At 48.0% G+C, this 25,026-nt stretch carries 21 protein-coding genes; 4 read left to right on the top strand and 17 right to left on the bottom strand.

Annotated elements, in window-relative coordinates; genetic code table 11:
* Positions 1-30 precede the first annotated feature (30 nt).
* The 3 genes from ilvD to ilvG form a co-directional block, all read right to left on the bottom strand.
* Entirely contained in the window at positions 31-1,884 is a 1,854-nt protein-coding gene (gene ilvD / locus IEW88_RS05680; protein ID WP_147903404.1) for a dihydroxy-acid dehydratase, read from the bottom strand.
* Positions 1,885-1,982: 98 nt separating this feature from the next.
* A complete protein-coding gene (gene ilvM / locus IEW88_RS05675; RefSeq protein ID WP_147903403.1) occupies positions 1,983-2,252 on the bottom strand; it encodes an acetolactate synthase 2 small subunit in 270 nt (89 codons plus the stop codon).
* Positions 2,249-3,907 carry an acetolactate synthase 2 catalytic subunit gene (ilvG, locus tag IEW88_RS05670; protein WP_147903402.1) on the bottom strand — a complete coding sequence of 553 codons (1,659 nt, stop codon included), beginning with the start codon at positions 3,905-3,907 and terminating at the stop codon, positions 2,249-2,251. The genes ilvM and ilvG overlap by 4 nt, the downstream gene beginning before the upstream one ends.
* A 440-nt stretch (positions 3,908-4,347) precedes the next feature.
* Between ilvG and IEW88_RS05665 the strand changes: the two genes are divergently transcribed.
* Positions 4,348-4,608: a DUF1289 domain-containing protein gene (locus IEW88_RS05665; RefSeq protein WP_053423066.1), complete on the top strand. Its 261-nt coding sequence runs from the start codon at positions 4,348-4,350 to the stop codon at positions 4,606-4,608.
* Positions 4,609-4,618: 10 nt separating this feature from the next.
* On the opposite strand, the gene IEW88_RS05660 is transcribed toward IEW88_RS05665, so the two are convergent.
* Positions 4,619-5,149: a hypothetical protein gene (locus IEW88_RS05660; protein ID WP_147903401.1), complete on the bottom strand. Its 531-nt coding sequence runs from the start codon at positions 5,147-5,149 to the stop codon at positions 4,619-4,621.
* Positions 5,150-5,360: 211 nt separating this feature from the next.
* Between IEW88_RS05660 and IEW88_RS05655 the strand changes: the two genes are divergently transcribed.
* Positions 5,361-6,986 carry a sensor histidine kinase gene (locus IEW88_RS05655; protein ID WP_147903400.1) on the top strand — a complete coding sequence of 542 codons (1,626 nt, stop codon included), beginning with the start codon at positions 5,361-5,363 and terminating at the stop codon, positions 6,984-6,986.
* A gap of 32 nt (positions 6,987-7,018) precedes the next feature.
* Here the strand turns inward: IEW88_RS05655 and IEW88_RS05650 are convergent, their stop codons facing one another.
* The 5 genes from IEW88_RS05650 to IEW88_RS05630 all read right to left on the bottom strand — a co-directional run bounded on the left by IEW88_RS05650 (position 7,019) and on the right by IEW88_RS05630 (position 13,185).
* Positions 7,019-8,716 carry an alpha-amylase family glycosyl hydrolase gene (locus IEW88_RS05650; protein WP_147903399.1) on the bottom strand — a complete coding sequence of 566 codons (1,698 nt, stop codon included), beginning with the start codon at positions 8,714-8,716 and terminating at the stop codon, positions 7,019-7,021.
* A gap of 111 nt (positions 8,717-8,827) precedes the next feature.
* Positions 8,828-9,799: a catalase family peroxidase gene (locus IEW88_RS05645; protein ID WP_147903398.1), complete on the bottom strand. Its 972-nt coding sequence runs from the start codon at positions 9,797-9,799 to the stop codon at positions 8,828-8,830.
* A 242-nt stretch (positions 9,800-10,041) separates the two neighbouring features.
* Positions 10,042-10,770: a complement resistance protein TraT gene (locus IEW88_RS05640; protein WP_053423060.1), complete on the bottom strand. Its 729-nt coding sequence runs from the start codon at positions 10,768-10,770 to the stop codon at positions 10,042-10,044.
* A 171-nt stretch (positions 10,771-10,941) separates the two neighbouring features.
* Entirely contained in the window at positions 10,942-11,634 is a 693-nt protein-coding gene (gene rsuA, locus IEW88_RS05635) for a 16S rRNA pseudouridine(516) synthase RsuA (protein WP_053423056.1), read from the bottom strand.
* A 39-nt stretch (positions 11,635-11,673) separates the two neighbouring features.
* Positions 11,674-13,185, bottom strand: a complete 1,512-nt coding sequence (locus IEW88_RS05630) for a thioredoxin-like domain-containing protein (RefSeq protein ID WP_147903397.1) — start codon at positions 13,183-13,185, stop codon at positions 11,674-11,676.
* Between the two features lie 248 nt (positions 13,186-13,433).
* On the opposite strand from IEW88_RS05630, the gene IEW88_RS05625 reads away from it, so the two are divergent.
* Positions 13,434-14,780, top strand: a complete 1,347-nt coding sequence (locus IEW88_RS05625; RefSeq protein WP_147903396.1) for a sodium-dependent transporter — start codon at positions 13,434-13,436, stop codon at positions 14,778-14,780.
* 234 nt (positions 14,781-15,014) lie between these two features.
* A complete protein-coding gene (locus tag IEW88_RS05620; protein WP_229670319.1) occupies positions 15,015-15,962 on the top strand; it encodes a lysylphosphatidylglycerol synthase domain-containing protein in 948 nt (315 codons plus the stop codon).
* Between the two features lie 9 nt (positions 15,963-15,971).
* Here the strand turns inward: IEW88_RS05620 and IEW88_RS05615 are convergent, their stop codons facing one another.
* From IEW88_RS05615 to sstT, 8 genes are all read right to left on the bottom strand, one after another.
* Positions 15,972-16,355, bottom strand: coding sequence for a hypothetical protein (locus IEW88_RS05615; RefSeq protein ID WP_053423053.1), 384 nt, complete (start codon positions 16,353-16,355; stop codon positions 15,972-15,974).
* A gap of 172 nt (positions 16,356-16,527) precedes the next feature.
* Positions 16,528-17,298 (bottom strand): 3'(2'),5'-bisphosphate nucleotidase CysQ, encoded by a 771-nt coding sequence (cysQ, locus tag IEW88_RS05610; RefSeq protein WP_147903395.1) that lies wholly within the window; start codon positions 17,296-17,298, stop codon positions 16,528-16,530.
* On the bottom strand, positions 17,298-17,891 hold the full coding sequence (gene cysC, locus IEW88_RS05605) for an adenylyl-sulfate kinase (RefSeq protein ID WP_147903394.1): 594 nt from the start codon (positions 17,889-17,891) through the stop codon (positions 17,298-17,300). Before cysC ends, cysQ begins: the two co-directional genes overlap by 1 nt.
* 9 nt (positions 17,892-17,900) lie before the next feature.
* Entirely contained in the window at positions 17,901-19,637 is a 1,737-nt protein-coding gene (locus IEW88_RS05600; RefSeq protein WP_147903393.1) for an SLC13 family permease, read from the bottom strand.
* Between the two features lie 2 nt (positions 19,638-19,639).
* Positions 19,640-21,058 carry a sulfate adenylyltransferase subunit CysN gene (gene cysN / locus IEW88_RS05595; RefSeq protein ID WP_147903392.1) on the bottom strand — a complete coding sequence of 473 codons (1,419 nt, stop codon included), beginning with the start codon at positions 21,056-21,058 and terminating at the stop codon, positions 19,640-19,642.
* Complete coding sequence (gene cysD / locus IEW88_RS05590; RefSeq protein ID WP_053423049.1) at positions 21,058-21,972, bottom strand: sulfate adenylyltransferase subunit CysD; 915 nt, start codon at positions 21,970-21,972, stop codon at positions 21,058-21,060. Before cysD ends, cysN begins: the two co-directional genes overlap by 1 nt.
* Positions 21,973-22,023: 51 nt before the next feature.
* Positions 22,024-23,442, bottom strand: coding sequence for a siroheme synthase CysG (cysG, locus tag IEW88_RS05585; protein WP_147903391.1), 1,419 nt, complete (start codon positions 23,440-23,442; stop codon positions 22,024-22,026).
* A 238-nt stretch (positions 23,443-23,680) separates the two neighbouring features.
* A complete protein-coding gene (sstT, locus tag IEW88_RS05580) occupies positions 23,681-24,895 on the bottom strand; it encodes a serine/threonine transporter SstT (protein ID WP_147903390.1) in 1,215 nt (404 codons plus the stop codon).
* Positions 24,896-25,026: the final 131 nt, after the last annotated feature.

Here is a 25,026-nt window from a genome sequence, read left to right as displayed (position 1 = left end):
TTTGATCTTTTATTGCTTGTACCACGGCACTCATAGGCTTTCCAATTTACTCAAATCACGCACTGCGCCTTTGTCGGCACTGCTTGCCAGCATGGCGTAGGCTTTTAACGCCGGGCTGACAGAACGCACGCGGTCGACTGGTTTCCAGGCTAATTTGCCTTTGGCTTCCATCGCGGCACGGCGTTCTGCTAAGACGGCATCACTGACACCAATGGCAATGCTGCGGTTTGGAATATCAATGGCGATGGCGTCGCCTTCTTCCACCAGCGCTATGGCACCGCCGCTGGCGGCTTCTGGCGATACGTGACCTATAGATAAACCCGAAGTACCACCAGAGAAACGGCCGTCTGTGATCAACGCACAAGCTTTGCCTAAGCCCATAGACTTTAAGTAACTGGTTGGATACAACATTTCCTGCATGCCTGGGCCGCCTTTTGGCCCTTCGTAGCGAATGATCACTACGTCGCCTGCAACAACTTTGCCAGCCAGAATGGCGTCTACCGCACTGTCCTGGCTTTCAAAAATACGGGCGCGGCCGTTAAACACCAGGTTTTCTTTTTCCACACCAGCGGTTTTTACAATACAGCCGTTTGGCGCTAAGTTGCCGTACAGCACAGCCAAACCACCGTCCTGTGAATAAGCATGTTCTTTGCTGCGGATACAACCTTCAACGCGGTCGTCGTCCAGCGTTGGGTAACGGCAATCCTGCGAAAAGGCCTGAGTGGTGCGGATACCGGCAGGGCCAGCGCGGTAGAAGTCTTTTACCGCCTGATCCTGAGTGGTCATAATGTCGAAGCGTTCTAACACATCACCCAAAGAAGACCCGGCCACATGAGGAGTATTTGGGTTTAATAAGCCAGCGCGGTTTAATTCAGCCAGAATGGCAATAACACCACCGGCGCGGTGTACGTCTTCCATATGGTATTTTTGCGTACTCGGCGCCACTTTGGATAAATGCGGCACTATGCGCGATAACCTGTCTATGTCGCTCATGCCAAAATCGACTTCGGCTTCAATAGCGGCGGCCAATAAATGCAGCACTGTATTGGTGGAACCGCCCATGGCGATATCCAGCATCATGGCGTTTTCGAAGGCAGTTTTATTGGCGATATTACGTGGCAAAGCGCTGGCGTCGTTCTGTTTATACCAGCGGTTGGTCAGGTCCATAATGCGTTTACCAGCACTGATAAACAGCGCTTTACGATCGCTGTGGGTGGCCAGCATAGAGCCATTGCCCGGTTGGCCCAAACCTAAAGCTTCCACTAAGCAGTTCATCGAGTTAGCGGTAAACATACCAGAGCAGGAACCACAGGTTGGGCAAGCGCTACGTTCAATTTTTTCGCTGTCGGCATCCGTTACATTAGGGTTAGCGGCCGAGACCATAGCGTCGACTAAATCCAGCTTGATGATCTGATCCGACAGCTTGGTTTTGCCTGCTTCCATTGGGCCACCAGAGACAAAAATGGCTGGAATATTCAGGCGCAAAGCCGCCATTAACATGCCTGGAGTGATTTTGTCGCAGTTGGAAATACAAACCATAGCGTCGGCGCAGTGGCCGTTCACCATATACTCCACTGAGTCGGCGATAATTTCGCGTGACGGCAGGCTGTACAACATACCGCCATGGCCCATGGCGATACCATCGTCTATGGCGATGGTATTAAATTCTTTGGCGATGCCACCCGCTTCTTCAATAGCTTCAGCCACCAGTTTGCCTAAATCGCGCAAATGCACATGGCCGGGCACAAACTGGGTGAAGGAGTTCACTACGGCAATAATAGGTTTACCAAAGTCGGTATCTTTTACCCCTGTGGCACGCCATAAAGCACGGGCTCCCGCCATATTGCGGCCTTCAGTAGTAGTAGCGGATCTAAGCTTCGGCATCTATTTATTACTCCAATTATTCTTTTCTGGGGTCAGGTCTTGCCCTTTGCATTTGGGCCAGACCTTAGCAATTATTAATTTGTCTTAAGTTTAGCGGCTTAAGCCCGCATTGAACCCGCTTTGGCTTGTGTTTGTTCAGACTCCACACAATCCAGATACTCGATATCGTATAACTTGTTCAACTGGTTAGTTAACAGGCTGATAGGTTTGTCGCTGACGATAGACAAAGTCACCAGTAAGCCGCTGAAATCAGCCAGTGGTTTCATTTCCATGCCTGCCACTTCAAAGCCACGGTAACGGGTAACCTGCAATAACCGCTCTAATACCACAGGTTGGTTTTTAGTCTGGATGGTTAGTACATGGTTCATTGTGCTTTCTCCGTTAACATATCCTGATTGGCTGCTCCTGGCGGTACTAAGGGCCAGACGTTGTCTGTTTCATCTATTCGAACATGTAATAAGTAAGGGCCTGGCCAGGTAAACATGGCTTCCAGCGCTGGTAACACTTCATCTTTACGGCTGATGCTGTGGCCTGGAATGGCAAAAGCAGCAGCTAAAGAGACAAAATCCGGGTTGTCGGATAAATCGGTTTCGCTGTAGCGCTCGTTAAAAAACAGCTCTTGCCATTGTTTCACCATGCCTAAGCGCTGGTTGTCGACTATGACAATCTTCACCGGCAGACGGAACCTCTTGATAGTGCCCAGTTCCTGCACATTCATCATAAAAGAACCGTCACCACTAACCGCCAGTACCGTATCTTTTGGCCGTGCTAACTGCGCACCTATGGCCGCTGGTAAACCAAAACCCATAGTGCCCAAACCACCACTGCTTAAATGATTACGCGGATGGCTGAAGCTCATATGCTGGGCTACCCACATTTGATGCTGGCCTACGTCACAGCATACGACGGCGTTGTCCGGCATACGTTCGCTCAGTTGCTTTAGCATTAAAGGCGCGAAGATACGCTCACCCGGATGGTCATAACGCCAGCCGTGTTGCTGTTTCATGCTCACGCAATGTTTTAACCAGTCTTGGCAGTGAGTGGGTACTGACATCGCAGGCAACAGCTGGCGTAAATCACCTATCATGGCGCATTCGGCACGGCGTAATTTGTGCAGCTCGGCCGGGTCTATATCGATATGAATAACTTTGGCGTCTGGTGCAAAAGCGGCCAGTTTGCCTGTCACACGATCATCAAAACGGGCGCCTAAACAGATCAGTAAATCGCATTGCTGCACCGCCAAATTCGCAGCCTGAGTGCCGTGCATACCCAGCATGCCCAGGTAATAAGGGTTTGAAGGCGGCACTGTACCCATGGCTTTTAAGGTGGTGACCGAAGGCATTTGGCTTTGGGCTAAAAAGCCGTGCAGCTCGGCCACTGCATCGGCCATATGCACACCACCACCTATGTAGGCGATAGGTCTTTTGGCGTTTTGGATTAACAAGCGCGCCTGTTCTAAAGCTGCTGCTGGTAAAAATTCTGGCTGGGAAGTTTCGGTATCCTCCACTAAACGCGGTTTAAACTGCACTTCGGCCAGTTGCACGTCTTTTGGAATATCGACCAACACCGGGCCTGGGCGGCCTGACATCGCCAATTCAAAGGCTTCGTTTAAGGTGTGTTCCAGTTCGGTCACATCTTTCACCATAAAGCTGTGTTTAGTCACAGCCAGGCTTAAACCTAAAACGTCTACTTCCTGAAAAGCATCTGTGCCCATCACGGCTTGTGACACCTGGCCTGTGATGGCGACTAATGGCACTGAATCTAATAAAGCGTCGGCTAAGGAAGTGATCAGGTTAGTAGCGCCGGGTCCAGAGGTGGCCATACAAACGCCTACCTTGCCAGAGCTACGGGCATAACCTATGGCAGAAAAAGCCCCACCCTGTTCATGACGGCACAGGTAGTGTTTGACTTTGCTCTGATACAGCGCGTCGTAGATTGGCATAATAGCTCCGCCCGGATAGCCGAAGATATGTTCGACTCCCCGCATTTCCAGCAGCTTGATTACCAGTTCAGCGCCATTCATTGTATTTCCCATCCTTTTCTATCGTCTGTTTGTCAGTACAACAAAACCTTTTTTCGAAATTTCCGGGGACCTTAAAACACAAAACCCCCGGACCTTTCGGTGCGGGGGTTTTGTTGAGAATTTTTTGCTGCTTAAAATTCCAAACGCGAGCCCCCGCAGTGACTAATCACCACGATTACGAGGACCACAATAATGTTCAGAATAGAAGCTAAACGCATTTTTTAATGTTAACTCTTAATTGGTTAAATTTATATTTGTCTATTCGGCGGTGTTTTTACGTTAGGTGCCGAAAATTTGTGCCTATAGAAATAGCCGTCTACACATCTTAAGTCAACAACTATTTTTGCTTTTGGCGGATTTTTGTAAAAAAATTACAAAAGCTGCAATTTTAGGCAGAATAAGCCAGAATCTTAACCAGAGTGTGGTGCAGTGTTGGTGTAATGGATCAATTAGAGCTGTTTGACTTACCCAATCCTTGTATTGGGGTTTGCGAAAACAACAGCAGAGGTTATTGCCTCGGCTGTTTGCGCTCGCGTGACGAACGCTTTAACTGGCACAACAAACCCTTGGCTGAACGCTCACGTATTCTGAAACTATTAGAACAACGCAGAGCAAGACGCGATGCGGCACGGCTTGCAGGTAAGCCGGATCAGAGTCTTGAAGCTGATGTTGGTAGTACACCAGATATGTTTGGTTTCTGAATCTGTCTGCTCAAACCCGCGCTGTTGGCACATTAGCGCAGTTACTGCGCGGTCTTTGCCAGTTTTCAGTGACAATCTGCTCGGACTGTTTGACTAACTCACCAGCAATAAACTCGTACACCATAGCCAGATAGGCATAACCTATGGTTTCGTCTGAGCCTTCCTCAGTCAGGCAATGTTTATAGTCTTTGTCGGTCAGCGGCACTTTGATAGCCCCGCTAAACCAATGGGCTTTCAGCGGATACTGTTTTTCACTAAACAGCAACTGCGGATCTATGCCGACGGCTGCGGTTTCACAGTCAGCTTGCTTTAAAGTGTTCAGAAAAAGGTGCTGACCTTTGAGTTCCCATACGCCCTGATACCCACACTGTGCCTGGTTTTTCAACTTCAGACGCAGTTCATCAGCAGCATAGAGTTTTTCAAGTGGGCTACTATCTACGTCATGGGGTACACCATCGACAATAAACTGATCCGCTTTGTGCACAGCAGCCAGACTGACAGTGCTAAAGCACAACAACAGACTCAAACAAAAATAATGCATGAAAACTCCCCTGTGGCTCTGGTTCGACACTGCGGTTGTAAAAACAGGCACGATCTAGTTGTAGCCTGAATTCCGCACCAGTTGCAACCTCAGTTCTGTTATTTATTTTTAATCTTTACGCCTTATTTCAGTTTCGGGTTCACGGATAGATTGCACCTTGTTGTGCCACTGGTTTAGAGTGAGCTAATGAACTATGCGGAGTATCTGATTTTTGAGTCAGTCCCTAAGCACTTCCACAACTGAGCTAAAGCGTCAGCTCAGCGCTATCAGGCACAAGTTTACTAACTCGTTGTGGCGTAGCTTTGCCCTGATTGCGCTGATTGGTGTCCCTCTGTCTGTTGTCCGCTCGTTAAATACCGGTTGGCTACCGGTTTATACCGTTCATGCGTTAGTCGGCTTGGCTTTAGTCGTAGGGGCTTTTGCCTGTCATAAGATGCCGCTGCATCCGAAAGGGGTATTGCTGATCCTGGTATTTTGGCTGATAGGCTTACCCGGTGCTTTAACTTTTGGTTTTGCTTCTCCCGGCGTTTGGTGGCTGGTGTTAAGTTGTGTAGTCGGCTACGTGCTTTACAACGCCAAAGTCGCCATGGCGCTGGCGTTAGCCACCTTATTCAGCCTGATTGGCACAGCTATGGGGTTTATGCTGGGTTATCTGCAAATTCCGGTCAGCGTGACCCGTTATATGGCAGATCCAGCCTCTTGGGCGACTTATCTGATCGTAAACTTTATCGCTTTTTTTGTGGTGATCCGTACTTTTATCACTTACACCGAATCTTTACAGGCCACTACTCAACACAAGTTCCGGCAGTGGATAGATGATTTGCCAATGGGTGTGGTGGTAACGGGGAAAGATCAACAGCCCTATTACAGCAATAAAGCTGCTGAAGAATTATTGGGGCCGGCACCGGCACAGCCTCTGGCTTTTGTTGCAGGTACAGACAACATTTACCCAGCCGCGCAAATGCCTGCAGCTAAGGCTTTGGCTGGGGAAACTTGTCAGTCAGACGATATGGAAATCGAACAGGATGGAGTTCGTCGTCATATGCAGGCCTGGGGGCGGCCCGGCTACAACGAACATGGTGAACTGACCTTCGGTATCGCAGTGTACGAGGATATCAGCGCCCGTAAACAGCTGGATTTGCTGAAAAACCGTTTTGTTTCTACCGTCAGCCACGAACTGCGTACGCCTTTAACCTCTATCCACGGCGCTTTGGGCTTAATTTTGGGTAATGCTTTGGGCGAACCCAACGCTAAAATACGCGCCATGCTGGAACTTGCAGAGCAAAATAGTCAGCGTTTGATCCGGCTGATTAACGACATTCTGGACATGCAAAAAATTGAAGCAGGCCAGATGAGTTTTCAGTTTACGAAAGTCCAACTCGCTCCTCTGCTACGCTGTGCCGTTAACCAAATGGCGGCTTATGCTCAGCAGCATAAAGTGAGTCTAGAATTGGAACCTGTATCTGAAGACTTGTGGGTATGGGCAGACAGCAACCGTCTGATACAAGTGCTGGCAAATTTGTTATCCAATGCTGCTAAGTTTTCTTTTGCTGACTCTGTAGTTCAATTACAGGTACAGCAGCAGGAGCAACTGATTCGAATCACGATCACCGATCAGGGTCCAGGTATAGACGAAGCATTTAAAGCGGTAATATTCCGACCTTTCAGCCAATCGGACACCTCAGACGTGCGCAACTTTGGTGGCACAGGTTTAGGCTTGAGTATCAGTAAATCTATTATTGAACAACACGGCGGCACTTTGTCGTTTGAAAGTACTCAGGGCAAAGGCAGTAGTTTTTATATCGACTTAAAATTGGGGTCAGAACACATAAGTTAGGCGTAACTTATGTGTTCTGACCCCTGTTTTAGTTAGTTTTGCCAGATTTGCAGCTGATGTGCATTCAGCTCTGGGGCTTCATCTTCCTGCCAGGTCACTGTCATGCCTGCAGGTACTAAATCAGCGGGTACGGCCAGAGTCTCAGCCGACAAGTTCAGCAGCATCAGGCTTTGTTTGTCTCCCAAAGACCGTACTATTTTCAGTAACTTACCTTCTGCTAAAAACTCTGCGTTGTAATCACCCGCTATACCAAACTCAGCACGATCGGCCTTTTGCTGGATCAGGAATTTATACAAAGACCAGACCGACTTAGCATCTGCCTGCTGTGCTGCGACGTTGTTCGGCCCTTGTTGCTGAGCCGCTAAAAACGGGGTCCACCAGCTGCTTTCGGCCTGAGGTGGGAATAAATCATCCCGTTGCACCCAAACTTTGTCGGCCGTACTAAAGCCAGCCTGAGCACTGTTATCCCAGAACATAGGCGAGCGGCGGTGTAAGTGCTCTTTGTCCGACGCCTGAGTCAACGCAATTTCTTCGCCGTAATAGATGTACGTTGTGCCCGGTGAGCTAAACAGCAAAGCCGCAGCCAGCTTAGCTTTATTAAAATCCTGACCTATTTGCCAGCTTAAACGCGGCTGATCATGGTTCGTCAGGAAAGGGCTGAAAAACTCCATTGGCGCAGAGGTGGTTTTGCGTTGTTGCAGGTTCGCCATCAGCAGATTGTCTGTGGATGAAGCGCTTTGCTGCATAGTGCCAAACTCGGCGTTTTGTTTGCCGACATTTAACAGCTCCAGCACTTTGTAACCAAATTCAAAATCGAAACCCGCATCCAGCCCTTTGCCATCGCCCCAGTACTTGGCCGCTACAGGCAAGTCGACCCAGGCTTCTGCCACCAGATAAGCGTCCGGCTTTACACTTTTGACATACTGGGTAAAGTCGACCCAATAGTCGATCGTGCCCTGGGTATCAGCCCTTTGTTGTGGGCCATCTTCCTGCACATAACGCACAGCGTCTAAACGGAAACCCGCGACCCCTTTGTCCAGCCAGAATTTGGCCATTTTCTTCATTTCAGCAATAACATCAGGGTGTTTTAAGTTCAGATCCGGTTGTGAGGCACCAAAAGCAGCATAGTAATAGGCCTTGCGCTCTTCGTTATAATGCCAAACCGCTTCAGGTTTTACTTCAGTACTCCAGGCCGGTCCCCAGCCATCGCTCGGCAATTCGTCGCGCCAGACAAAATAATCTTTATAAGGGGCTTCGCCTTTGGCTGAACGCTGGAACCATTCATGTTTGTCAGAGATATGGTTGATGACTAAATCGAGGATAATATTAATATTTTTAGCTTTGGCTGCCTGCACCAACTGCTCAAAATCCTGCATAGAACCGTAATCTTGTTCTACCTGATAAAATTCGGTGAAGTCGTAACCATGGTAAGAAGGAGCTTCGAACATAGGCGTGAGCCAAATGGCGTTAATACCTAAATCCTGTAAGTACGGCAGCTTGGCTTCGATACCTTTGAAATCACCAGTGCCATCGCCGTTGGTGTCATAAAAACTGCGAGGCCAGATTTGATAAAACACAGCATCCTGCCACCAGGGATTTGGCGCTTGCGCAAGCTGGGTCACAGCGGCCTGAGTTTCAACGGAAGCGGTGTTGGTGGTTTGTTCCGGCGCTTTGCCACAGCCAGTTAAAGCTAAGGCTAACGCCAGCGTAAGCAATGATTTATTCAGCATTCGAAGATCCCTGTTTTTTGAGTTTGACCCAGCTTAGTCAAATTCCGGCCACAGGACCAGACTGCATACGAATGCACCCCACTGGTGCATTCAATTTAGTACTGAATAGGCTTACTGGTTGGTTAAACGCTTGCCAAAAGAGATGGCATAGGCAGGTGAACGCATTTGTAACACCCTGTCGCTACTTGCACGCAGGCCGTTGCTCAAGACGTTGGGGTCAAAATTAACACCGGTGCAGGCTTCGCCACCTTGCTCTGTGATGGACAATAAGCCTATATCCAGAGTTTTACGCTCTTTAGGCCATAACACCGAAGGATCAGTTTCGGTATCGCCTGCTTCCCCCAGCACCAGCTGCATGGTCCACTGAGTTGGGCCTTTGGCTAAACGCTCCGCCAGACGCTGTTGCAAAAACTCTGTTGGCGGTGCTTTGATTTCAGCTTCAGTTAAACCTTTCACACCATCTTTAGGTACAAATTGCCAACGTACTTTTTGCTCCACACCACTGTTGTCTTTGATAAAGAAGGTGTGAATACCAAAATATGGCGTAGTAGCGTAGCTCCAGGGTGGAGAGTTTTTCGCTAAATACTCAGCCTGAGGTTGAGTATCCGGATGAGCCGCACGGAAGGCCTGAATTTTAGCCATGTCAGGCTTGCCAGTGGCCGGGTCTGGAATTTGAGTTTGCAACAGGCCTAAAAAGTTTTCCGGATCTTTAGCGCCAAAAACAGGTGTGGTTAACATAGCAAAATGCTGGATTTGACCATTGGCGGTTTTTAGCTGCAAACCTAAACCCCGGGGAGAACGAGCATTTTCCGGCGCTTTAGGATTACCACCCGCCATAGAGAAACGCGCAGTCACAGGCACAGTTTCACCTGATAACCAGGCCACTGAACTGAAGTTTTTTGCATCAGGTAAAGCCTGAAAACTGCCAACAGCACAAAAACCTTTGGCATGACCTTTACGCTCGCCTTTATGTTCACCAAAAATTTTGGCAAACACATCGATAAATTGATTCGGTGTGGCCTGTTCAGCTGCAGACAAAGCCGGGCTCAACGCCAGTAATAGCGACAAAGTAATTTTGTTCATGGACCATCCTTTTTGGATCAGTGACTAGATACTATGGACAAAGACAGGGCGAGCAAGCAAAAACTTTCAAAAAGAAAATAAAAAAAGATTTTTGAACCTAGCAGCAATGCGACTATGGCCTGAAGGCTGCTCTGCAAGACAGCAGAGCATAAAAAATGGCCACCGAGGACTACAAAACAGTGGCCACTGGGAAATCAAAATAGTTAGAACATTGCAGCGGCGTTGACTGCAAGAACGACGGGTTAAAGGATGCCAGAGATTGAGCGCATCAAACCTTTAACCAGTTCTGGTTCAGCTTCGGCGTATTCCATATTGACCTGATTGGCTGTCGATAAAATACGGGTCTGGTAACGTTTCCACTCAGTCTCTTCAGTGGAACTGACATTTTTATAGCCACTGTTACCTTGTTTTAAGCTGGCTTTATTTTCTTCTAGTACCACCACGCCTTTTTTCGCGCGCTCAGAAATTTGCAGGTCAGTGATGATGCTGTAATGCACATCTTTTACCAGCGCATCAGCAGCTAAACCTATTAAAGCGCCGCCAACTGTTGCTGCGGCACGACCACTACCACTACCAAACTGGTTACCTATAGCACCACCGACTAAAGCGCCACCAAAACCACCACCTAAGAGTTCATTCTGGCTACGTAAATCAGTTTCACCGGCTTGTAACACGTTAGCCTGTAATAAGAAGTTAGCTTGCTCAGGGTCACGCACTACGCGGTAACCTTTAGCCTGAACTGCTTCGATGATCTGAGGCTCAATAGATAAACCTTGTTGATCCGAAGTATTACGCACCTGGATAAACACGGTACGTTTGTCATCTGCAACAGGGTCTAAAAAGATGGTGTCACTCATCTTGGTCTGAACTTGCAAATTCCTTTTGCTGATCGCCGTATGAGTGGCCGAACAGCCTGACAACATCAAAGCACCAATAGCTAAAGCAGCAACAGCGATTTTCATTTTTGACATACAAACTCCATAACACGAAGTGAAATTAGACCTGCGTAGTTTAACGGACAGCACGCTGCAGACCAAGGCGAAGTGTTCATACATCAGGTTAAAAGTTGTAACAGACTATGCCGTTTTATGCTTCTGCTGCCGTGTTACCGGGAAGTATAGGCTAAACGGCTGAATTGGAGATTAACGAAACAAAGCCACTTCCTCGTCTGTTAAATAACGGTACTCGCCTTCCTCTAAATCCGGGTCCAGTGGCAGAGCGCCGATTTGTTCTCGGTGCAGCTTCTCTACTTTATTGCCGATAGCAGCAAACATACGTTTGACCTGATGGTAACGACCTTCGCTAATGGTCAACAACGCCTGATGTGGCTCGACAATCACCAACTCTGCTGGCTTGGTTAAGTCTTTTTCACCACGCAGCATAATACCTTCTGCAAACTGTGCTATAGCAGATTCAGGCACAGGATCGGCCAGCCAGACACGATAGGTTTTAGCACAATGATGTTTAGGCGAACTGATTTTATGCGACCACTGACCATCGTCTGTGATCAGCACCATACCTGTGGTATCCAAATCCAGACGGCCCACTGTATGCAAACGCTCCATTAAAGGCTCATCCATTAAGGCAAATACAGTATCGTGGTCTGGATCGTCGGTTGAGCAAATATAACCTGCAGGCTTGTGCATCATGATGTAACGCAGCCCAATCAGCTCTAACTCTTCGCCATCCAAAGAGACTTTGTCAGTAGTTTTCAGTTGCAAGGCTGGCTGTTTGGCCAGTTCGCCATTGACTGTCACCAGTTTTTGCCGTATCACCTTGCCGGCCTGACTACGGGTCAGACCGGTGCAATCACAAATAAACTTATCTAAACGCATATTGAATTTCCTGGATTTTCTATTTCCAGTGTAACCAGATCAGGGGGCAGACTCCAGTTTTGCCGTTGCAGGTACTTGTACTTCAGTTAACTTTTGATCCTTCAGGTGCCAGCGTACTATTCTGTTGTTATTCGTGTCCGCTATATAAAGTTCACCGTTAAACACAGCCAAACCACCTGGCTCGTTCAGTTCAGTGCCTATACTTAAGGTCATGACTTGCCGCTCGTCTAAATCCAGCAATCTGATTTTATGGTTGTAGGTATCGGCGACAGCCAGAGTATGTTTATCCAGCACCACGACGTCTTTATTGTGTTGCAGCAACGCCCTTTTAAAACCACCATCTTTTAAACCAAACTCGAACAATCCCTGCCCGACCAGAGTCTCGACTTTGCCAGAACTTAAATCAATTTGTCGGATGGCACTGGCTTCGGCATCGGCTACCCATAATTTATCACCTCGTAAAGCTAAACCACTGGGCTGGTTAAAAGCTGCATCAAGGCGTTTGCCATCCAGCAACGCTTCTTGTCCAGTACCGGCGAAAGCTTTTAGTTGTGAGCTTTGCAAATCCAGAGTCCAGATTTGATGGCTGCCTGCCATAGCGATATATAACGTGGTTTTATCCAAAGCTAAATCCCAGGGGGAACGCAGCGATGCTTCAGTTGGTGTTGAACCTGGCACTAAACGGCCCTGCGCCAGTTCGCCATTACCTGCAATAGTCGTCACCAGAAAACTGGTTAAATCGATACGACGAATAGCGTGGTTGCCAGTATCAGCCACATACAAAGCATTTTCGGTCAGCACTAACCCCTGAGGCGATGAAAAAGCACTACTGTCGCTGTGACCATCTTTGAGTTCAGCTATGCCAGAGCCTAAACGTTTCACCAGTTTGCCCTGATGATCCAGCAGCACAATTTGGTTATGCAGCGTATCGCTGATCGCTATATAACGCTCATCCACTGTCAAACTGCCCGGCGCGGCTAATACAGTGTTAAGCGGATCTAACAGCTTGACAGGTAATGGTTTGAGGTTAGGCTCACCTTTAAACTCAGCCAGCAACTGCTCTATCGCCTGATCCAACACGTCATAACGGCCTTCGCCTGAGGTTTGGCCCACGTATTTACCATCAGGGCCTATCAGCACAAAAGTAGGCCATGCCCGCACCGCATAAGCACGCCATAGCTGAAAATCAACGTCATTGACCACGGCGTGCTGCATACCATAACGGCGCACTATGGAGGTCAGAGTGCTTAGCTGCTTTTCGTTGTCAAACTTTGGAGAATGCACAGAAATAACAGCCAGCTTATTGCCATATTTCTGTTCCAGCTTGTGCAGGTCGGGAATGACATGAATACAGTTGACGCAACCGTAAGTCCAAAAATCCAGTAACACCACCTTGCCTTTTAATTGCTGCATGGTGAGTGGTTCAGTCACATTTAACCAGGGTAAACCCGCAGGAAACTCAACGCTATTGGTGCGGGCAGAGGCTTTGGCGAGGCCAAAAGTTAAACTACAGGCCATGATGAAAATCCAGAATAATAGTTTAAAACGCATTAGTGACTCCCGGTCAAACTGCTCTTACTTACTATAGAACGGTCTATCCGTCATTTTCGTTCAATGTTTTACTTGAGTTTAACGATAGATTAATGACAGCGACGGATTTTTGGTTGCTTTTTGACACAGATTTCCTCTATCTTGCTGCACACCAAGGTGTAACTTCTGTGACTTCCGGACTAGAGCTGTCTGTATCTATAGGTCTGCAGAGATAAAAAGCAAAAACTATAACTAAATAAGAGATAAGCATGACTAACTCTACAACACGCGGCAGCTGGGGTTCGCGTATCGGCTTTATATTAGCGGCAGCGGGCTCGGCAGTCGGCCTTGGCGCTATCTGGAAATTCCCTTATGTTGCAGGAGCCAACGGCGGCGGCGTATTTTTATTAGTGTATCTGGCTTGTGTGTTTTCAGTGGGCGTGGTGATGTTACTGGCCGAAATGATGATAGGCCGCACCGCTAAAAAATCTGCTACTTCTGCGTATCGGGCTTTAGGTAAAGGTTACTGGCATGTGGCCGGATGGCTCTCTGTACTCGGAGTGTTTTTAATTCTGGGCTTCTACTGTGTAGTCGGAGGCTGGACCATCGCCTATATTGTGCAAACCATACAAGGCACAGTACTGACCACTGATGCCAAAGTATTAAGTGACACTTTTACTCACTTTATTGCCAACCCAACCTCCTCACTTATTTATACTGCTTTATTTATGATTATCACCGCAGTGATCGTGATTGCAGGTGTTCAGGCTGGTATTGAACGTATTTGTAAAATTCTGATGCCTGCCCTTTTTGTGTTAATGATGGTCATGGTGTGGCGCAGTTTGACTTTACCTGGCGCTATCGAAGGCGTGATGTATTTTATTACCCCGGACTGGAGCAAACTCAGTATTAAAATGGTGCTGGACGCTCTGGGTTTAGCCGTATTTTCGTTGTCTGTAGGCGCTGGCTTAATGGTGGCTTATGGCTCCTATTTAAGTCCTGAAACTAAAGTAGTAAACGCAGGTTTATGGATTGCGGGTTTAGCTACTATGGCTTCAGTCTTAGCCGGTTTAATGATCTTACCTGCCGTCTTTGCCTTTGACGTCGACCCTGCTGCAGGTCCTGGTTTAACCTTTATTACTATGCCGGCACTTTTTGCCCAAATGGCGGGTGGTCAGGTGTTAGCGCTCATTTTCTTCTGTTTACTATTGTTTGCAGCTGTGACCTCTTCCATTTCAATTCTGGAACCTGTTGTGGCTTTCCTGATTGATGAATATGGCATGGATCGCAAAATTGCCACTATTCTGGTAGCTATAGTGAACTATATAGTGCTGGGTATTCCTGCGGCTCTGTCTTTTGGTGGCGGCATGGAAAGCTTTACAATTTTCGGAAAAACTCCTTTTGATGCAATGGACTTTATGGCATCCAATGTGCTGATGCCATTAGGTGGTATGTTTGCTGCTACTTTTGTTGGCTGGCGCGTCTGGCCACAAATTAAGACTATACTGGCAGGCGAAGTACCAGGCGCAGTGCAAAAAGTGTACTGGTTATTGGCGGCCATAGTCTCCCCTGTACTGATTGCCATAGTGGCGGTGATGACAATTAAAGGTAGTTAATCCCAGATACGCGATACCGGCCTCGCTAGCCCGAAGTGCCGGTTTTGCTGTAGTTTTAAGCATGTAATCACGGAAAAACACGGCTTAGCTTGCCAAAGCATGCTGTGAATGTTGAGATATACCTTTAGAATCAGCAGCTGCAGCTTTGTTAACGGCCAGCTCCTGCAAGAAACGTCATGGTTGTGTTGCCTCTTTCGCCGCAACGCGAAAACAAGCGATCAGACAAGGATAGAAATGATGATAAAAAAAGACTACTTCTGGCCGCTGTTAGGTTTGGCCGCTGTAGCATTTTCAGTCTATGTGCTGCTTGAGCAGCTCAAAGATATCTCCTATGACGACGTAGTGCTCAGCCTGGAAGCCATTTCTCTGCATGGCTGGCTGATGGCCGCGTTGGCGACCGTTTTTGCTTATGTCGCCTTAGCGGGTTACGACCGGCTGGCTTTATCTCACCTGCACAAGAAAGTATCCTGGACCTTTATTTCTGTTGCCTCTTTCACTGCTTACGCCATAGGTCACAACCTGGGTGCGTCGGTATTTTCCGGTGCCGTAGTGCGTTACCGGGCGTACCGTTCTCAGGGCTTAACGGCAGGCGAAGTCGGTATTCTGGTCGCGTTTTGTTCCTTCACTTTCGCCCTGGGCACTATCTTGCTTGGTGGTGTTGTTTTACTGGTTGAACCCAGTTTGCCGGCGCACTTCCACAGCGCTTTGCCAGAGTGGGTGGCAGTATTGCTTGGTGTCGGGATGTTGTCTTTAGTTGCTCTGTATTTGTGGGGCAGCTTTATGAAAAGACGTTGCATTGATTTATGGAAACTAAAGCTGGAATACCCACGCTTCTCGCTGATTTGCCGTCAGTTAGTGGTAGCGCCGCTGGAGTTATTAGCTGCAGCCGCCATTATTTATTACGCCCTGCCAGAGCAAAGTAACCCGGGTTATTTTATGGTGTTGGGTATATTTCTGGCGTCTTTTTCTGCAGCCTTGTTATCGCATGCGCCGGGTGGTTTAGGTGTGCTGGAGGTAATGTTTTTGCTGGCTTTACCCGATGTCAATCCGGCCGATGTGATTGCTGCTTTATTGGTATTCCGCTTGTTTTATCTGCTGATCCCTTTTGCACTATCACTGATTATTGTGGTGTGGTTTGAGCAGGACCAGTTGCTGAAAAAGTTCAGAAGTTCAAAGAGTTGATTGCTACGGCTAAGACTCGTAATCCGGTAGTTTTTTCGTTTTCTCCGCTTTAGGCTGAAAAGAGCTTGGCAACACTTCAATGCCTAGCTTACGGCCCAGTTTAATCAGAATAGGAATAGTAATGGGGGCAAATGGCAGCACAGCAAAGATGCCTAAGCCAGTTGCTCTTAATACATCCACCAGTTGATGATTAGCAAACCTGAGTTCCGCTTGTGTCGCTTTGCCTTGTAACGAACGCTGATAAATCACCAGCATGCGTCTGGTTTCATCGGTTTCCTGCGACAAAGCCATGCGAAGCCGGATCATGCTAAAGCGAATACGCGACATACTTTTACGCCGTTGTAATCGCAACACCCGGATCGGCGCCTTATGCAACCGACTTAACAGATTCATACCCACCTCAGAAGCCTATATACCCAAGTAACCTGCAGATCCAGCTGTAGGGGCGGGTCTTGTACCCGCCCGTCTATTGACACCGCGATTCAGATGACTGGCACACACATTATCGGCTGCTTTGGTGAGACAGAACAGTGTTATTTTGTAGTATTTAGCTTAACTCTCTGAACTATAAGGCACTGACCAGGAAATTCGGGTTTTTCAGCTGCTCTCTGTGATAAGCCGGATTTTCTATGCCCTGATATTCAATATGAGCCCCGGCCACTTTGACAATCACATGACCTGCGCCTGTATCCCACAGCATAGTAGGACCAAAACGTGGGTATAAATGCGCACTGCCTTCGGCCACTAAGCAAAACTTCAGCGAGCTGCCAACGGCTATCAGTTCGTGTTTGGGGAAGCGACTTAAATAGTCTTCAACATCAGCGCTGTAGTGGCTGCGACTGCCTACAACTTTGACTACTTCGCCCGCTGCGGGCGTGACAGCGACTCGGATCGTTTCGATTAAATCATGTTGCTGCCGGGTGACACCTAAACCTTCAGCTGCGGCATAGGTTTTATCCAGCACTGGCGCGTGAATAACCCCCAACACAGGCTCACCTTGTTGAATAAGGGCGATGTTCACAGTGAATTCACCGTTGCGTTTAATAAACTCTTTGGTGCCATCTAAAGGGTCCACCAGCCAGTATTGGGTCCAGCGTTGGCGTTCTGACCAGGGAATATCTGCCGCCTCTTCGGATAACACAGGCACAGCAGGCGTTAACTTCGTCAGTTCAGACAAAATCAAATGATGGGCTGCTAAATCGGCCTCAGTTAAAGGCGAATCATCGTCTTTTTGCTCAACGCTAAAATCGCGCTGATACACAGCCAATATCGCCTCGCCAGCAGCAATGGCAATGGCTTTTACTTGTTCAAGTAAATCCTGTGTCAGTGGCAACATCAGCTCAGCACTCCTTTTTCCGTCAGTAAGGCAATCAGTTGTTCGACACTTTGTTCCAGACTTTGTTGCGCCGTATCTATGGTTAAATCCGGTTGGTCCGGTGCTTCATAAGGGTCAGAAATACCAGTGAAATGGCTGATTTCACCCCGTCTGGCTTTTTGATACAAACCTTTGACGTCACGCTGCTCGCACACATCTAAAGAAGTTGCGATATAAATCTCTAAAAACTTGCCCTCTGGCAGGCTATTTCTTATCGCCTGGCGTTGTGCTCGGTAAGGTGAAATAAAAGCGCTCAAAACCACCAAACCTGCGTCCAGCATTAAACCTGCGACTGCACCTACACGACGGATGTTTTCAGTGCGATCAGCTTCGCTAAAGCCTAAATCAGCACATAAACCGTGGCGCACATTGTCACCATCCAGCAAATAGCTATGTACTTTACGTTTTACCAGTTCCTGCTCTAATGCGTTGGCCACTGTCGATTTTCCTGCGCCACTTAATCCGGTAAACCACACTACAACACCCTGATGACCGTTTTGTTGCTCACGATCGGCGCGGCTGATTTGATAGTTTTGCCAAACGACCTGACTCATAAAAATTCCTTACAGCGACTGAAAAGGGAAAAACAGAGGTATTAATGCCAATACGGCTATCGAATAGGCCAGTGCCATGGGCAAACCTACTTTGACATACTGGCTTAATTTGTAGTTACCCACTGTATACACCAGCAGGTTGGTTTGATAACCCCAGGGCGAGATAAAGCTGGCACTGGCACCAAACAACACCGCCATAATCAAAGGCGTAGGATCTATCCCAAAGGCTTTGGCTAAACTGATAGCCAAAGGACAAGCCAAAGCAGCGGCTGCGTTATTGGACATCAGCTCAGTCAGTATCAGGGTGAAAAAATACAAAGCAGCTAAAGCCCAGAATAAATGATAGCCGGTAAAGACCTGCAATAAGCCCTGTCCCAAGAGCTCGGATACGCCAGTATTCTCCATAGCCTGTGATAGCACCAAAGCACCACCGACAATCAGCACTATATCGAGCGGAAAACGTCGCCTGACTTCCTGCAAGCTGATGATGCCTGTTGCCATTAAACCTATCAGCAATAACACCAGCCCTTTGAGCAATGGCAATTCGCCTGTCATGGATAAACCAATCACAGCGACAAAAGCAGATAATACGCCCCAGCTACGACGCAAAGATAAACGGGTAGCCGAATCCACACCATTCACCAGCAAAAACTCTTTAGTGAGTTTACTGTTTTGATGAAAGCTTTTGCCCGGCACCAGCAATAAAGTATCGCCGGTTTGTAACACAATAGAACCTAAACCACCTTGTAAGCGTTCCTGGCCACGCTTAACAGCAACGACCACAGCATCAAATTCTTCACGGAATTTGGCGTCTTTTAGTGATACGCCATTTAAACTGGACGAGTGACTGATAATGGCTTCCACCAACGCCTGGCCATTCATGCTGTGATGGCCATACAAAGTCAGGCCTTGAATTTCCTGCAATAAAGCCACGGACTCCATATCACCGGCGAAGAGTAAGACGTCGCCTTGTTGTAGCCTGTCTTCCGGACAAACAGGGGCTATATTTTGTTCACCCCGCACTATTTCAGCTAAAAATAGTTTACGTAAATGCCGAAGCCCAGCCTCCCCTATAGTCTTGCCAATCAACACTGAATCAGCACTGATACGAGCTTCCAAAAAGTAAGGCAGATCCGCTTCGTCTGCTGCTTTTTCAGTAACAGGCAGGCGGTTAGCAATCAGCCACATCATCAGCATACCGGCAACCACTACACCAGCACCAACAGCCGTGGTGGTAAAAAACTGCAGTAAGGGCAAGCCCGCCTTATCCAGGAAGCTATTGACCACTAAGTTGGTCGAGGTACCAATCAAAGTGAGAGTACCACCAAAAGTAGCAGCAAACGCCATAGGCAACATCAGTTTGCTAGGCGCAAACTTCTGACTGCGTTTAATAGCACCAATTAAACTGGCGACTACAGCGGTATTGGCAGTGAAAGATGAAAGTAGTGCTGTCGATACCCAAAGCCGGGTCAGCACAGTACGTAAGCCGCCATTATTCAGTTGCTGCCCGACCCAACTGATCAACCGGGTTTTCTCCAACGCTATAGACACGAGCAATAACAACACCAGGGTTAATAACGAGGAATCGGTAAAGCTGGCGGCAAACTGTTGGACGTTCAGCAAATCCGTTAGATAAGTCAGTACGGCCACTGCTCCGAATACCCAGGCAGCCGACAGCCGCGTAAGGGTTAGCAGGGCAATCAGCCCTGCCAAAATAGCGAATACGCCGTACTGCTCCAGACTCATGCTTAGCCTTTTTTCAACTGGCTTAAATCCAGTGCCTGCCAGTGTGGGAAATGTTTACGCACTAAGGCATTGAGTTCCAGCTCAAACTCACTGAATTCAGCTTTACTGCTGACACTGGCCAAAGCGCTGTCAACCATACCAGCACCTACTGTGATATTGCTGATGCGGTCGATAAAGATAAAGCCACCTGTGTCGCGGTTTTGCGCATAAGGGTCAAACACCACAGCTTCGGTCAGCTCCAGCTCGACCAGCGCTATGCTGTTCAGCTCAAGCTTGTCGGCCTGATGTTCCGCCAATGTATTGACATCTATGCTGTGCGCTATCGCTGTCACTTTACCGCTGACCTTTTTTGTCGCCAGTTTGATGTTGTAGCTTTTGCCAATCAACAGTGGCTCTTCATGCATCCAGACCACTTTGGCCAGAATACGGTTCGAAACCGCAGCATGATGAGTCGCAGGCACTATCACATCACCCCGACTGATATCGATTTCGTCGTTCAGCGTCAGCGTAACTGCCTGACCTGCAACTGCTTCCTGCCATTCGCCATCAAAAGTGACAATAGACTTAATAACCGAGCCTTTGCCTGAAGGTAAAGCCACAATAGCATCACCCATTTTAAAGCTACCGCTGGCGATAGTACCGGCAAAACCACGGAAGTTCAGGTTAGGGCGGCTGACATACTGCACCGGCAAACGGGCTTCGGCATGCCAGTTAAAACCTGTAACAGGAGCCTTCTCCAATAAGCTCAGTAATGGACCGTCCTGATACCAGGGCGTTTGGGTCGAGCTGTGTACCACGTTGTCGCCATTAAGCGCCGACAAGGGCACAAACTGAATAGAAGGCACGTTCAGCTGCGCGGCAAATTGCAGGTACTCTTGTTTAATTTGCTCAAAACGCTGCTGGTCAAAACCTAATAAATCCATTTTATTGATGGCGACTACAAACTGCTTAATACCCAGCAAAGAACAGATAAAGCTGTGACGACGGGTTTGGGTTTGCACGCCATAACGGGCATCGACCAGAATAATAGCCAGGTCGCAGTTTGAGGCACCTGTCGCCATATTGCGGGTGTACTGCTCATGGCCTGGGGTGTCGGCAATAATAAACTTACGTTTATCAGTAGAGAAATAGCGATAAGCCACATCTATGGTAATGCCCTGCTCGCGCTCCGCCTGTAGACCATCCACCAGTAAGGCTAAATCAATAGCTTCGCCTGTAGTACCATGGCTTTTACTGTCTTTGTGTAACGCTGCCAGTTGATCTTCATAAATCTGCTGACTGTCATGCAATAAACGGCCGATCAGCGTACTTTTACCGTCGTCGACTGAACCACAGGTTAAAAACTTCAGCAGCGATTTGTGCTGTTGCTGCTCTAAGTACTGCTCAATACCGATTTCTGCTAATTCATTGGCGACTGACATCAGAAATACCCCTCACGTTTTTTCTTTTCCATCGAACCACTGGAATCGTGGTCAATCACCCGGCCTTGTCGCTCACTGGAGGTCGACAACAGCATCTCTTCAATAATACCGGTCAGGCTGTCGGCTGAAGACTCGATAGCACCGGTCAGTGGGTAACAGCCTAAAGTGCGAAAACGCACCAGCTTTTGCTCTGGTACTTCACCAGGATTCAGTGGCATACGTTCATCATCCACCATAATTAGCGTACCGTTACGCTCCACTACAGGACGCACAGCGGCAAAATACAGCGGTACTATGTCGATTTTTTCCTGATAGATGTATTGCCAGATATCCAGCTCAGTCCAGTTTGACAGCGGGAATACGCGGATACTTTCGCCTTTATTGACCTGACCGTTGTAGGTATGCCACAGCTCAGGACGCTGATTTTTTGGATCCCATCTGTGATGTTGGTCGCGGAAGGAATAGACCCGCTCTTTGGCTCGGGATTTTTCTTCGTCACGGCGCGCACCACCAAAAGCTGCATCAAAACCGTACTGATCCAGCGCTTGTTTTAAGCCCTGAGTTTTCATTACGTCTGTGTGTTTGGAGCTACCATAAGTGAAAGGATTCATATCCATGGCCACACCTTCCGGATTGATATGCACCAGCAAATCAAAGCCATATTGTTTCGCCACTTTGTCACGGAACTCGATCATCTCGCGGAATTTCCAACGGGTATCGACATGCAACAGTGGAAACGGAATTTTGCCCGGATAAAAAGCTTTGCGCGCTAAATGCAGCAGCACAGAGGAATCTTTACCTATGGAATACAACATCACCGGATTATCAAATTCAGCCGCGACTTCGCGGAAAATCTGGATACTTTCAGCTTCCAGTTGTTGTAAATGTGTCAGAGGTTTCACTGGCTGGCCCATAGGGTCTGCTCCCATTAAGTCTTTAAAAAAGAGTTCTAAAACAAAAAGTTTTTAAATTCTGGTGGTTAAAGGCTGTTGAGCCTGCTGATCAGGCCTGTCGCCAAACCAGTTTAATTTTTGCTGTAAGGCCACTACTTCACCAATAATCAGCAAAGCCGGTGATTGCACCTGATGCTCCGCCACTAAATTGGCCAGTTGGCTGAGCTGTCCGGTAAACACACGCTGATCGGCTCTGGTGCCGTTTTCAATCACTGCCACAGGAATAGTTGCAGCACGACCGGCGCTGAGCAACTGCTGCTGAATATGCTCTACTTTCATCAGGCCCATATAAATCACCAGCGTCTGATTTGGCCGGCTTAAACTTTGCCAGTCCGGCTCCACACCATCTTTACGGCAATGACCCGTAACAAACTGCACAGCCTGGGCATAATCTCTGTGAGTTAAAGCAATACCTGCATAAGCGGCGCACCCTGCGGCAGCAGTAATGCCCGGCACCACCTGAAATGGAATGCCATGAGGCAAAAGTACTTCTATTTCTTCGGCACCCCGGCCAAAAATAAAAGGATCACCGCCTTTGAGTCTGCATACTTTTTTACCTGATAAAGCTAAAGAAACCAACAAGTTATTTGTTTCTTCCTGAGCAACCGAATGGGCGCCAGCTTTTTTACCTACACAGACGAGTTCGGCGTCACGGCGCACCAGTTGTAGAATAGGCTCTGAGACTAAATAGTCGTACACCACCACATCCGCTTGTTGCATCAATTGCAAAGCTTTTAAGGTCAGAAGTTCCGGATCACCAGGACCAGAGCCGACTAAATAGACTTCGCCCTGAGTGGGTATTTCCCGCTCCAATAAGTCTTCTAATTGCTGCTGAGCGACATCCAGCCGGTTGGCTTGCACTTCACGCACAATGGAGGAGTCAAATACCCGCTCCCAAAACTGACGACGACCGGCAAAACCATCAATCTTTTGTTTTACTTTGTCGCGAAAAGCCCCAACTAACTGGGCCAGAGGACCCAAATGAGCAGGCAAAATAGCTTCGAGTTTTTCGCGCAAACGCCGAGCTAACACAGGTGCAGTACCTGCGCTGGAAATGGCAATCAGAATAGGACTACGGTCGATAATGGCAGGGAAAATAAAACTGCAGTTGGGCTGGTCATCCACAGTATTGACCAGAATATTGCGCACATCGGCAGCTTCAAACACCGACTGGTTAACCGCATCATCATCAGTCGCTGCGACTACCAGTACATGGCCGTCGATATGATGAGCTTCAAAACGGCTTTCAATTAAAGTGGCTTTGCCTTGTTGCTGCCACTCGATGAATTCATCGGCAAAGTAAGTCGCCACTACCGTCAGACGGGCGCCCGCTTTGAGTAAAGTACCGGCCTTGCGCAATGCCACATGACCAGCGCCTACCAGCAACACAGGGCGATTTTTCAATTGGGCAAAAATAGGCAAATACTGCACTTGGGGCTCCTGCTGTATGGACAGCACTTTGACATAAACAGCACTTTGATTTGGTTAGAGTGGATACCTCAATCAAAGCTTTTTCATCTGAGCCTGCATATTAGACGTCTAAACGTCTTTTTTACAATAATGGATATCGATCTCTTATAACTAAAAGGAATAGGGGCAGAAGTAAAAGCGGGCGGGCGGGCGGAAACTCAGATGGGGTCCGGCCTTTGGCCTGACCCCATTTTTATAATCAGACTTTTTGGCTTTGGCAAACAGCTGCAGTAAAGACCACGTCAGTCGAACTATTCAGAGCAGTTTCAGCGCTGTCCTGAATGACACCAATAATAAAGCCAGTCGCCACCACCTGCATGGCCACTTCGTTGGGGATACCAAATAAGCTACAAGCCAGAGGGATCAGTAATAACGAACCACCAGCCACGCCTGACGCACCACAAGCAGAAACTGCTGCCAGCATACTTAGCAAAATAGCGCTGGCAAAATCCACTTCTATGCCCAGCGTATTTACAGTGGCTAACGTCAGTACTGTGATGGTGATAGCAGCGCCGGCCATATTAATGGTCGCGCCCAGCGGTATGGAAACACCATATATTTCCTCATTTAACTTCAGCTTTTCACAGAGCTGTAAATTCACCGGAATATTGGCAGCTGAGCTACGGGTAAAAAAGGCGGTCACGCCACTTTCACGCAAACAGGTAAAGACCAACGGATAAGGATTAGAGCCTGTTTTCAAGAACACTAACAAAGGGTTCACCACAAAAGCGATAATCGCCATAGCACCTAACAATACAGCTATCAGCTGACCATAACTGGCTAAAGCTGCAAAACCTGTGGTTGCTATGGTATCGGCGACCAAACCCAAAATACCAAAAGGTGCCAGACGAATAATAAAACGTACTAAAGAGGAGACCCCGTGCGACAAATCAAAGAACACCAGCTTGGTGCTTTTGCTGGCATGCTGTAAGGCCAGACCTAAACCTACGGCCCAAGCTAAAACGCCGATGTAGTTGCCGGTAATCAGAGCATTAATAGGGTTATCCACCACCTGCAGTAACAAGGCTTTTAATACTTCACTAATACCTTCAGGTGCCACAATAGCCTCTGGCACTGCGGTCAGCACTAAGGTGGTAGGAAACAGAAAACTCAGCAGTACAGCGACCACTGCGGCTAAAAAAGTACCGAATAAATACAACACCAGAACTGGCTTAATGCCACCACTTTCAGAGGCTTGTTTATTGGCAATAGCTGAAGCCACCAGCACAAACACCAGCAAAGGCGCTATAGCTTTTAAAGCTTTGACAAATAAGGTACCTAACAAGGACAGATTTTTTGCCAGTTCAGGCGAAACAACCGCCACCAGCACACCTAACAAAATACCAATAATAATTTGGGGTACTAAACCGAGTTGCAGAAGTTTTTGCCATGGACGGGATACAGTGGATGTCATACGGACTCTCTGTTGCTGCTGTGGTGCGCGCCACAGTTATAGGAATAAGTGCCCGATTTTGCCTTGAATCCTTCATTGGGGCAAGTCGGAGCAGCAGCAGATCCTCTCAGGCTATCGCTATTTCGACGCTG

The organism is Rheinheimera tangshanensis (assembly GCF_014645135.1).
GTDB classification, from domain to species: Bacteria; Pseudomonadota; Gammaproteobacteria; order Enterobacterales; family Alteromonadaceae; genus Pararheinheimera; species Pararheinheimera tangshanensis.
This window is presented reverse-complemented; position numbering and strand designations above follow the sequence as displayed.